This window comes from Rhodococcus sp. IEGM 1366 (assembly GCF_033142425.1).
Lineage (GTDB): Bacteria > Actinomycetota > Actinomycetes > Mycobacteriales > Mycobacteriaceae > Rhodococcus_F > Rhodococcus_F globerula.
Map to the genome: position 1 here is coordinate 921874 of NZ_JAWLRZ010000001.1, position 11047 is coordinate 932920.

Annotated in this window: 9 protein-coding genes; all 9 read left to right on the forward strand. The window is 63.0% G+C overall.

Annotation, left to right across the window (positions count from 1 at the left end; genetic code table 11):
* Window positions 1-19: 19 nt before the first annotated feature.
* The 9 genes from R4P64_RS04460 (at window position 20) to fadD32 (ending at window position 11014) form a co-directional block, all read left to right on the forward strand.
* On the forward strand, window positions 20-511 hold the full coding sequence (locus tag R4P64_RS04460; protein WP_411742639.1) for a phosphatase PAP2 family protein: 492 nt from the start codon (window positions 20-22) through the stop codon (window positions 509-511).
* The gene (locus R4P64_RS04465; protein WP_317819471.1) at window positions 508-1413 is read left to right on the forward strand and encodes a decaprenyl-phosphate phosphoribosyltransferase; all 906 of its coding nucleotides are present in this window, start codon (window positions 508-510) and stop codon (window positions 1411-1413) included. Before R4P64_RS04460 ends, R4P64_RS04465 begins: the two co-directional genes overlap by 4 nt.
* Window positions 1391-3307, forward strand: a complete 1917-nt coding sequence (zomB, locus tag R4P64_RS04470; RefSeq protein WP_411742630.1) for a flagellar motor control protein ZomB — start codon at window positions 1391-1393, stop codon at window positions 3305-3307. The genes R4P64_RS04465 and zomB overlap by 23 nt, the downstream gene beginning before the upstream one ends.
* 318 nt (window positions 3308-3625) lie before the next feature.
* Window positions 3626-4636, forward strand: a complete 1011-nt coding sequence (locus R4P64_RS04475; protein ID WP_116103834.1) for an alpha/beta hydrolase — start codon at window positions 3626-3628, stop codon at window positions 4634-4636.
* A gap of 379 nt (window positions 4637-5015) precedes the next feature.
* On the forward strand, window positions 5016-6902 hold the full coding sequence (locus R4P64_RS04480) for an alpha/beta hydrolase-fold protein (RefSeq protein WP_317819473.1): 1887 nt from the start codon (window positions 5016-5018) through the stop codon (window positions 6900-6902).
* A gap of 118 nt (window positions 6903-7020) precedes the next feature.
* Window positions 7021-7572 (forward strand): DUF732 domain-containing protein, encoded by a 552-nt coding sequence (locus R4P64_RS04485; protein ID WP_033235159.1) that lies wholly within the window; start codon window positions 7021-7023, stop codon window positions 7570-7572.
* Window positions 7573-7575: 3 nt separating this feature from the next.
* Complete coding sequence (locus R4P64_RS04490) at window positions 7576-8529, forward strand: cutinase family protein (protein WP_095888091.1); 954 nt, start codon at window positions 7576-7578, stop codon at window positions 8527-8529.
* A gap of 155 nt (window positions 8530-8684) precedes the next feature.
* The gene (locus R4P64_RS04495) at window positions 8685-8960 is read left to right on the forward strand and encodes a hypothetical protein (protein ID WP_033235158.1); all 276 of its coding nucleotides are present in this window, start codon (window positions 8685-8687) and stop codon (window positions 8958-8960) included.
* Between the two features lie 164 nt (window positions 8961-9124).
* Window positions 9125-11014, forward strand: coding sequence for a long-chain-fatty-acid--AMP ligase FadD32 (fadD32, locus tag R4P64_RS04500; protein ID WP_033235157.1), 1890 nt, complete (start codon window positions 9125-9127; stop codon window positions 11012-11014).
* Window positions 11015-11047: the final 33 nt, after the last annotated feature.

The window sequence follows — 11047 nt, forward strand, 5'->3', positions numbered from 1 at the left end:
TGTATCTCCCGAGGTCAGGATCCTCGCCGGAATCCAGTCGACCGTCGGGCAGGTGCCTGGAGCCGTCGCCGTTGCTCGCGGAATGTCGTACTTCGGTGAGCACTCCCTCGGCTGGATCGCGATCGCTGCCGTCGGCGCTGCCGTCGACAAGCCGCGTCGCCGCGAATGGGCTGGCGCTGCAGTCGGTGCCTTCGGGGCACACGCCGCGTCGGTCGTGATCAAGCGTGTCGTGCGGCGCAAACGCCCGTCCGACCCGTCGTTGCAGGTCAACGTCTCGACGCCGAGCAAGCTGAGCTTCCCGTCCTCGCACGCCACGTCGACGACGGCGGCGGCATTCCTGATCGGTCGACTCACCGGGCTACCCTTACCGGCGTTGCTGGTGCCCCCGATGATGCTTTCGCGCCTGGTTCTGGGAGTTCATTACCCGACCGACGTGCTTGCCGGTGCGGCACTGGGCGCCGCATCCGCGGCGCTGGTGCATAAGGCCGAACAGAAATATGGAGAGAAATGAGCGAGGAAGCGGCCACGGTCAGCGGACCCCCTAAGTCCCTGCCCGCCGGCATCGTCAAGGCGCTCCGCCCACGCCAGTGGGTCAAGAACGTTCTTGTGCTCGCCGCGCCCATCGCGGCAGGCACAGCCACCGAAGCCGACGTGCTCTTGCCCGTCGCGCTGGCATTTGTCGTGTTCTGCATGGCGGCGTCCGGCATCTACCTCGTCAACGACGCGATGGACGTCGAGGCAGACCGAGCGCATCCCACCAAGCGCTTCCGCCCCATCGCGGCCGGAGTTCTGCCCGTCAACATCGCGTACGGCATGGCCGTGGTGCTGCTGACCGGTTCGATCGCTCTCTCGTTCATCGCCAACTGGCAACTTGCCGTGGTGATGTCCGTGTACATCGTCATCCAGCTTGCGTACTGCTTCGGTTTGAAGCACCAGGCCGTCATCGACATCTGCATCGTGTCGTCCGGATTCCTGTTGCGCGCCATAGCCGGTGGCGTCGCAGCCGAGATCGAACTGTCGCAGTGGTTCCTGCTGATGATGGCATTCGGTTCGCTCTTCATGGCTGCCGGAAAGCGGTACGCAGAACTGAAGCTGGCCGAACGTACCGGCGCCAAGATCCGCAAGTCGCTCGAGAGCTACACGATGACCTACCTGCGGTTCGTGTGGACGATGGCCGCGACGGCACTCGTGCTCTGCTACGGACTGTGGGCCTTCCAGCAGGACGACATCAAGGGCACCAACTGGTACGCCATTTCGATGGTCCCCTTCACCGTCGCAGTGCTGCGGTACGCCGTGGACGTCGACGGCGGCGAAGCCGGCGAGCCCGAGGAAATCGCGCTCGGTGACCGGGTTCTGCAATTCCTCGCAGTGGCGTGGATCGGAGTAGTGGGTGTCGCTGTCTACATCGTCTGAGCCGGCCGAAGTAGCCGACCAGGTCGCCGACACCGCGGCACCGAGCACCACCCCTAACCGAGCAGTTTTCCTCGGCGGGGTGGTGCTTGCTGCCGTCCTCACGTTCTGGGGAGCGTGGGAGCGTCGATGGATCGCCGACGACGGACTGATCGTCCTGCGCACGGTGCGAAATCTCCTGGCCGGCAACGGCCCCGTCTTCAACGCCGGTGAACGCGTCGAGGCGAATACGAGTACCGCGTGGACGTACATCGTCTACGCCTTCGGCTGGCTGACGCAGATCCGGCTCGAATATGTCGTCCTGGCAATCGCTTTGGTGCTCTCGACCGCAGCTGTGGTCTTGGCGATGCTCGGAACGGCCCGCCTGTACCGCGATCTGCGACCAGGCGTCGGCGGGACGGTTTTCCTCGTTCCGGCCGGCGTTCTCGTCTACATTGCTGTTCCGCCCGCCCGAGATTTTGCGACGTCCGGCCTCGAGACGTGTCTGGTGATTTTCTGGATCGCGCTGCTGTGGTTGCTGATGGTTCGGTGGGCACAGGCGTCAGTACCGTCGACGGCGTCGATTCTGATTCTCTCTTTTGTTGCCGGGCTCGGGCCCCTCGTGCGCCCGGAGATGGCGATCCCTGGTGCTCTTGCACTGATGATGATCGTCGTGTCCGCGGGCTTGACGTGGAAGGTCCGCGCGATGATCGTGGTTGTCGCCGGACTCGTTCCGGTGGCGTACCAGATCTGGCGCATGGGTTATTACGGGCTTCCGTACCCCAATACCGCGGTCTCGAAGGATGCAGGCGGTGCAAAGTGGTCGCAAGGATTTGCCTATCTGTGGAATCTCGTCGGACCGTACTTGCTGTGGTTGCCTTTGCTGTTTCTCCTGGTCGGTGCGCTGCTACTTCTTGCGATCGGCAGGAACGAGCGCACGTCCGCGCCCCAGACCGTTTCAGGGTCGCGCTGGGTGCGGTTGCAGGCGTGGTTGCGCACCCCACGCGCTGTTGTCACGTTCATTCTCGGCAGCGGCCTGATTCTGGGTGTGTACTCGGTTCGAGTCGGTGGCGACTTCATGCACGGCCGCGTCCTGCTTCCGGTGTTGTTCTGCCTTCTGATCCCGGTGGCGGTCATTCCGCTTCGGGTTCCGGCGCGCGCGGCATTCGGCCGCAACCGGGACACCGCGATCTTCGGTGTCTCCACAGTGCTGTGGGTGGGGACCATCGTGTGGGCAGCCGTCGCCGCAAATACGACCGGCATGCCGGAAGGCTCGATCGTCGGACGCTCGGGCATCGTCGACGAGCGTGCGTTCTACGCTCTCAACACCGGTCACGAGCATCCGATCCGAGCCGAGGACTACCTCGACTACCCCTGGATGCGAGCAATGGTCGAGACCATCGCGGACACCCCGGACGGTGGACTACTCATTCCGTCTCCCAGTTACAACGCGTGGTTCGTCGTTCCGCCGCCAGGGCCGATAGACGAATCGGGCGAGCATGTCGTTTTCTTCCTGAACCTCGGTATGACGAGCATGAACGTCGGGCTCGACGTTCGTGTGCTCGATCAGATGGGATTGGCGTACCCGCTCGCCGCGCACACGGAGAGGCTGGAAGACGGCCGTATCGGTCACGACAAGAACCTGTATCCGGATTGGGTGGTTGCGGACACCGGGATGGTCGACGTCCACCCGTGGCTGCCCTTCTTCCTCGACGAGGAATGGGTAGCTGACGCGAAGCTGGCGCTGACCTGTCCGGAAACGCAGGAGTTGCTGACCTCCTACCGCAGTGAATTGACGTGGGCGCGATTCAAGCAGAACTTCCGTCAGGCATTCGACTTGGCAAAATATCGATTCGATCGAGTGCCCGCGTACGAACTACAGCGATGTGGTCTTGTGCCACTTGAAACCCAAAAGTGATGCAGATCACTATGCCGTCGGAGAAAACATGTTGCGATCCCGTAACGCTCCCGTGATCGGCGCCGATGTATCCGAAGACGATTCACCTACCCGAAATGCTCCCGTGAGCACCAGGGGAGAAGCGCCCGGTGGTTGAGATCCATTTGTCACAACCAAACCTGTGACATAGGGTCCACCGAGCGCAGTGTGACTTGGAACGAGGTCCGCTGCCAGTCTGGTTTGTCCAGGCTGGCGCACATACCTGTTCCCCGACGGAATCCGTCGGTACTTCCCCTTGTCGGGGGTAGCTACCGCAGACGAAGAGAGAGAGCAGTATCCATGCGATTTGCCCCGACGAGGCTGACACAGCGCCTCAAGCACCGAGCACTTGCCATCGGTGCGGCAGCACTCGTGCTTCCCCTTGCCGCAGGCGTCGCCGGTAGCGCAGTTGCTACCGCTGCTCCCGCGCACGCTGCACCGGTCCAGACCGCGCCGTGGGGCGGATTCGAAGAGCTGTGGGTGCCCTCCACGATGGGCAACATCAAGGTTCAGGTCCAGTGGGCCGCTCGCGGCGGAAACGCTGCCCTCTACTTGCTCGACGGCCTCCGCGCTCGTGACGACGCCAATGCGTGGAGCTTCGAGACAAACGCTCTCGAGCAGTACCGCAACGACAACATCACCCTCGTGATGCCGGTCGGCGGACAGTCCAGCTTCTACACCGACTGGTACGCACCCTCGAACTTCAACGGTCAGCAGATGACCTACAAGTGGGAAACCTTCCTCACGGAAGAGCTGCCCAACTTCCTCGAGAACTACGGCGTCTCGCCTAACAACAACGCTGTCCTCGGCCTGTCGATGGGTGGCAGTGCCGCACTGACTCTCGCCGCGTACCACCGCGACCAGTTCAAGTTCGCCGGCTCGCTGTCGGGTTACCTGAACATCTCGGCTCCCGGTATGCGTGAAGCAATCCGCGTCGCGATGCTCGATGCCGGCCGCTTCAACGTCGACTCCATGTGGGGACCCCCGTGGAGCCCGGCATGGCTGCGCAACGACCCGTTCGTCTTCGCGCCTCGCCTCAAGGGCCTGTCGATGTACATTTCCGCAGCAAGCGGTCTGACCGGTAAGTACGACAACCCCAAGGGCTTGGTCGGCTACTACAACACGGCAAACGCCATGGGCCTCGAAGCACTTGCGCTGGCCAACACCCGTGCATTCCAGATCCGGATGAACACGCTCGGCATTCCGGCCACCTACAGCTTCCCGTCCAACGGCACCCACTCGTGGGCGTACTGGTCCGAGGAACTGTTCAAGGCCCGCGGCCAGATCCTCGACACCATGAACGCCTGGTGACCATGCTTCACCGCTTTACCGTGCATCACTGCATGACGCTGCACCGCAAGACCTAGACAGACAAGTGCCGTTCCGGACTTCCGACAGGAAGACCGGAACGGCACTTCTGTTTTGGAGATGCCGTAAACAGGAACTTCGGTAACAATTGCACCACCAGTAACAGCGCGGCAACCCCTAGTCGGAGTCGTTTCCGTGTAGAAAGAGTTTCGACAGGGCTCTGGTCGCCGAGGTGGTGTGCGAGGCAGAGATGCCTCGCCGCGTAGGCACTGAACACGTGAGATACCGAAGACGTGAGACACCGAGTACGTGAGATACCGAGTACGTGAAACACCGGGTAGTAAGACACGCGGACCGGAAGTAAGGGAAAGAGAGTGAACTCATGCGAGTAGGCCTTGCCAAGCGGGACCGCAGTCGGTCCTTCGGGACCTATAGAACCAAGGTCGTCGGAGCGCTGGCAGCACTGCTGGTTCTGCCGATCGCAGCAGGTCTGACCACGGCAGGCACGGCTGTCGCTGCGCCGAGCCCGGCTCTCACCGCGCCCGCCGCAACCCAGAACCAGGGCGGCGCCACCGTCGGCAAGGTCGAATGGCTCAGCGAGCGCCGTGTCGCACTGTGGATCAACTCCCCGTCGATGGGAATCCCCATTCAGGTTCAGATCCTTCTGGCCCGCGACTGGAACGTGAACCCGTCGGCAACCTTCCCGTCCGTCTGGATGCTCGACGGCCTTCGCGCCACGGACATCGAAAACGGCTGGACCGCCGAGACCGATGCCGAGTCGTTCTACGCGGACAAGAACGTCAACGTGATTCTCCCCGTCGGTGGACAGTCCAGCTTCTACTCCGACTGGCTCGAGGCCGACAACGGTGTGTTCTACCAGTGGGAGACGTTCCTCACCAAGGAACTTCCGTCCATCCTCGAGAACGATTGGCGCACAACGCAGACCCGCGGCGTGGTCGGTCTCTCCATGGGTGGCACGGCCGCGATGTCTCTTGCCGCGCGCAACCCCGGATTCTTCAAGTTCGCCGCGTCGCTCTCGGGCATCCTCACCACGACGTCGCTCGGAATGCCGCAGGCAATCCAGTTCGCGATGAACGACGCGGGCAAGTTCAACTCCGCAGCGATGTGGGGCCCGCCGTCGAACCCGCAGTGGGCAGCCCACGATCCGTACACCCAGGCCGACAAGCTCAAGGGCGTCAGCCTGTACGTCTCGAGCGGTAGCGGCACCACCGGACCGTACGATCAGCCGTCGGGAATCCCCGGTGTCAGCACCAACTACGCCGGTATGGGCCTCGAGATTCTTGCGCGCCTGACCTCGCAGACATTTGCGACCAAGCTCAACTCGCTCGGCATTCCCGCGCAGATCAATTACCGCCCGTCCGGCACGCACTCGTGGCCGTACTGGCAGTTCGAGCTTCATCAGCTGTGGCCGCAGCTCGCCAACGCGCTCGGCACCGACGTGGAGAAGCCGGCATGTGGCGCTTCGGGTGCCATCGCGGCAACCGCAGCGGCAAACAGCTGGATCGGTGACTGTGTCACTGCCGAGTACAGCGTCGCGGGTGGCCTGGCTCAGGACTTCCGCAACGGCCGCATCTACTGGACCTCCGCCACCGGCGCGAACCCCATCGCGGGCCGTATCGCCGGCGAGTACATGAACACCGGCGCAGCTGCCGGCCCGCTCGGCTTCCCGACGACCCCTGAACTCGGAACCCCCGACGGTCAGGGACGGTTCAACCACTTCCAGAACGGCTCCATCTACTGGACCTGGTGGACCGGCGCACACGCCGTCCGCGGAGCGATCCTCAACGAATGGGCAGCACAGGGCTACGAGGGCGGTCCGCTCAAGTACCCCACCGCAGCGGAGATCGCGACCCCCGGCAAGGCCGGCGCCGTGCAGGGCTTCGAAATCGGCGCCATGTACAACAGTGCAAACGGCACGTACGCCGTGCTCGGCATGATCATGGGCAAGTACGGCGAACTCGGTTGGGAAAACGGATGGCTCGGGTTCCCGAAGTCCAACGAAGTGGCGATCAAGGACAACGGTCGCTTCACGGAGTTCGACGGCGGCAACATCTACTGGAGCCCCGCAACGGGCGCCTGGTCCGTCGCCAACGGCCCGATCTTCGACGGCTGGAAGAGTGTCGGCTACGAAGGCGGCAAGCTCGGATACCCGCTCAGTGACAAGTTCGACATCCCCGGTGGAACTCAGCAGAACTTCCAGTTCGGCTGGATCACGGTGATCGACGGCAAGACCGAGATTCACCCGTAGGACGCAACGTACGACACACAACGCACGGCGGGCGGGCCCGATCACGGATCGGTGCCTGCCCGCTGTGCGTTGCGTAACCTGATGATGGACTTTCGACTGAAGGCAAGGACGGACATTGATGTCGCTTTTCTCGGGTAACCGAAATACTTTTGCGCGCGCGATCGCAGTGGGCTCTCTGACACTGATCACCGGTGGGATGCTCGTCGCTTGTGGAAGTGACGACTCGACGGTCACCTCCACCCCGACCACGACGTCCGCCGCGGCATCGTCGTCGGCTGCGAGCAGTTCGGCTTCCGCGAGCGCGACCACAACGGCGTCCGCAGCGCCCACCAGTCCCGGAGCGGCCGCTACGGCTCCGCCGGAGCAGCCCCAGAGCATCGAGGGTTTCCCCGGTCCGACAGAAGTAGAGGTCAACCCGCAAGCACAGGCATTCCTCGACGGTTTGAAGGCCAAGGGAGTTACTCCCGAGGGTGACGGCAGCATCGCGATCAACACGGCCAACTACATCTGCGCCGCCAATGTTCAGGGCACCTCGGACGAGGAGATTCTTGCGTTGGTGACGGCCGTCGTGGGTTCCGCGGCGACGGATGGCACTGCGATCACGTCAGAGCAGGCCACCGCCAACGCTCAGATCTACATCGATGTCGCCAATGCCACATTCTGCAAATAAATGATGGCGCGAGGCGGAAAGCGTCGGGGTTGCCTGGTCCCGCTGCTGATCATTCTGGTGGTCGCTGCCGTGGTGATCGGCGGTTGGTACATCCTTGCCGGGCGGGTGCCGACACCCGAGCCGTTGCCACCCGGACCGGAGAAACCGGCGTCGCAGCCGGCTAGTTGTCCCGATGTCCAGGTAGTTGCCATCCCTGGAACCTGGGAGTCCAGCGCTGCCGACGATCCGTATGCTCCGGCGGCAAATCCGGCTTCGTTGATGCTCAACGTCACGGGTCCTTTGCAGAATCAGTTCGACGCTTCACGTGCGGATGTCTACACGGTTCCTTACGTTGCGCAGTTCTCGAATCCGGTGGCGTTTCCGCCGGACGGGCAGCAGTCGTACAACAACAGCCGGGGTGCGGGAACTGCTGCCACCAACGACTTTCTGGTGCAGCGCCATGCCGAGTGCCCACTGACGAGTTACGTACTCACCGGCTTCTCGCAGGGCGCGGTCATCGCCGGTGACGTAGCCGCGAGTATCGGCAACGGGACGGGCGCAGTGCCGGCAGATCTGGTGCTCGGTGTCGGCTTGATCGCGGACGGGCGTCGTGATCCCGCGTACGGAATTACCGTTGGCCCAAGCGTTGCCGGTGTGGGTGCCGAGCTGTCGCTGAACGGTTTGAAGTTGCCGGGTCTGACGATGACGGGTCCCCGTGAGGGTGGGTTCGGCAAGCTGAACGACCGCACCTATCAGATCTGTGCGCCGAGTGACGGAATCTGTGACGCCCCGGCAGGAGCGATGAATCCGGGCAACCTCATGACGTCGCTGCCGCGTTTGGCGGAGTACTACAACAATCCTGTGCATGCCATGTACAACTCCTTCCAAGTTGATTCGGAGGGCACGACGGCGACCCAATGGGTGGCACAGTGGGCAGCGGACATGATCAACGGTGCGCCGACGCCGCCGCACAGTTGATCCTTTTTGTCTGGCTGGGGTGCGTCGGCGAGTAGTCTGCTGGATTGGTCGTGGCAAAGTGCGACCACTGCTCGCCTGGTCCTCTAAAGTGCTGTCACGAACGTGACTGGCGAGTAAGTTCGGATGTTCCAGCCTTGACTACGAAGGAGTGATCCATGGGTTCCACCCACAGCCTTGGTGCGCGTCGCGCGCCCCGGCTCGCAGTTCGCTGCAGGGTGGGGATGATCACAACTCCAGGTCACGGCATCCCGCGGGGTGCAGCGGTGGAGCGCACGCGCGGCGCCCCGGAGCCGCCAGGCTCTGCGTGCCTGGCAGTCGGCACTTTCGAGGAGTGCGAATCGGCTGTGTCGACGCCGCTGGACACGATCGCCACGATCGGTTCTTCGCTCGCCACGATCCCTGAGGCCGAGCACGCGCGGCGATGCGGATGATGCCGATCTGTAACATATCGATGGTTTGGGATCGATGAAGTGATTCAGGTGAGTTGCGCACGTAGTGCGTTTCGATTGATTGACGATATACCCGAGAGAGCGAAGGAAGTCTGGGGCGCAAGCATGACCAAAAATGCTTGTGTGATCGCTTCGGAGGAGATGGAATGAACGCGCTGTTCGATGGTTTTCTCGACGAGAAGGGCCGGATTCGCCTGAAAGAGGGCTTCACTCTGGTCGACTACGTCGAGCAACACTCGCGTGTGAACGCGGACGAGCTCGCGTACCGCTACATCGATTACTCGCGTGAGCGTGACGGTGAAGCACAGGAGCTGACGTGGCACCAGTTCGGTGTACGTCTGCGTGCTGTTGCCGCCCGCCTCCAGCAGGTCACCAAGCCTGGCGACCGCGTGGCGATCCTGGCACCTCAGGGTCTCGACTATGTCATTTCGTTCTTCGCGGCCATCCAGGCCGGTTCCATCGCCGTTCCGCTCTTCGATCCGGACGAGCCCGGCCACTCCGATCGCCTGCACGCCGTTCTCGGGGACTGCAAGCCGTCGGCAATCCTGACTGCCGGATCATCGGCCGCAGGTGTGCGTGCGTTGTTCCGTTCGCTGCCCGCCGCCGAACGCCCGCGCATCATCGCCGTCGACGCCATTCCCGATACCGTCGGCGAAACCTGGGTTCGCCCCGATATCGGCTTCGACGACATCGCCTACCTGCAGTACACGTCGGGTTCGACGCGAGTTCCGGCCGGTGTGGAGATCACCCACCGTGCTGTCGGCACCAATGCACTGCAGATGGTCGACTCCATCGAGCTCACCGAAGATTCACGCGGCGTCACCTGGCTGCCGCTGTTTCACGACATGGGTCTGCTGACGGTCATCCTGCCTGCGTTCGGTGGCAAGTACATCACCATCATGAGTCCGCGCGCCTTCGTTCAGCGGCCCAACCGCTGGATCAAGGAACTCGCGGCGGCCTCGGACGGTGCAGGCACCTTCGCGGCCGCCCCCAACTTCGCTTTCGAGCATGCTGCTGCCCGTGGCCTGCCCAAGGACGGCGAGCACCTCGACCTGAGCAACGTCATCGGCCTGATCAACGGCAGTGAGCCGGTCACGACGGCGTCGATGCGCAAATTCAACGAGGCGTTTGCCCCTTACGGTCTCCCCAAGACCGCGATCAAGCCGTCGTACGGCATGGCGGAGGCGACGCTTTTCGTGTCGTCGACCAAGCATTCCGACGAGGCCAAGGTCATCTACGTCGACCGCAACGAGCTCAACAACGGCCGCATGGTCATCGTCGATCAGCACGCCGACAACGCCATCGCGCAGGTGTCCTGTGGATACGTCTCACGCAGCCAGTGGGCCGCCATCGTCGACCCCGAAACGCAGACCGAGGTCCCCGACAACCACGTCGGCGAGATCTGGCTGCACGGCGAGAACATCGGCGTCGGTTACTGGGGCCGCCCCGAAGAGACCGCCGAGACGTTCCACAACACGCTGACCAACCGCCTGCCGGAAGACAGCCACACCGACGATCTGCCGCTGGACGCGCACTGGATGCGTACCGGCGACTACGGCGTCTACGTCGACGGCGAGCTGTACATCACCGGTCGCGTCAAGGACCTGGTGATCGTCGACGGCCGCAATCACTACCCGCAGGATCTCGAGTCTTCCGCTCAGGACGCGAGCCCCGCATTGCGTCCGGGCTTCATCGCGGCGTTTGCCGTTCCGGCAAACCAGTTGCCTGCCGTCGTCTTCTCGAATTCCCACTCGGGTCTGACGTTCGACGACGACGATTCCTCGGAGCAGTTGGTCATCGTTGCCGAGCGTGCACCCGGTGCCGGTAAAGCCGACCCGCAGCCGATCGCGGATACGGTCCGCGCCGCGATCTCGACTCGTCACGGTGTGACCGCACGCGACATCCTGCTTGTTCCGGCCGGTTCCATTCCGCGTACGTCCAGCGGCAAGATCGCTCGCCGCGCGTGCAAGGCAAGCTACATCGAGGGGACGCTGCGTGGTGGCTATCAGCAGACGGCATTCCCCGATAGCGTTTGAGGAACATCCCCTTCATGATCGGTAGCTTGGTGA

Bases quoted from the DNA above. Each gene is read 5' to 3' on its own strand.
- R4P64_RS04465 (WP_317819471.1), top strand. From the start codon at position 508: ATGAGCGAGGAAGCGGCCACGGTCAGCGGACCCCCTAAGTCCCTGCCC.
- R4P64_RS04475 (WP_116103834.1), top strand. From the start codon at position 3,626: ATGCGATTTGCCCCGACGAGGCTGACACAGCGCCTCAAGCACCGAGCA.
- R4P64_RS04480 (WP_317819473.1), top strand. From the start codon at position 5,016: ATGCGAGTAGGCCTTGCCAAGCGGGACCGCAGTCGGTCCTTCGGGACC.
- R4P64_RS04485 (WP_033235159.1), top strand. From the start codon at position 7,021: ATGTCGCTTTTCTCGGGTAACCGAAATACTTTTGCGCGCGCGATCGCA.
- R4P64_RS04490 (WP_095888091.1), top strand. From the start codon at position 7,576: ATGGCGCGAGGCGGAAAGCGTCGGGGTTGCCTGGTCCCGCTGCTGATC.
- R4P64_RS04495 (WP_033235158.1), top strand. From the start codon at position 8,685: ATGGGTTCCACCCACAGCCTTGGTGCGCGTCGCGCGCCCCGGCTCGCA.
- fadD32 (WP_033235157.1), top strand. From the start codon at position 9,125: ATGAACGCGCTGTTCGATGGTTTTCTCGACGAGAAGGGCCGGATTCGC.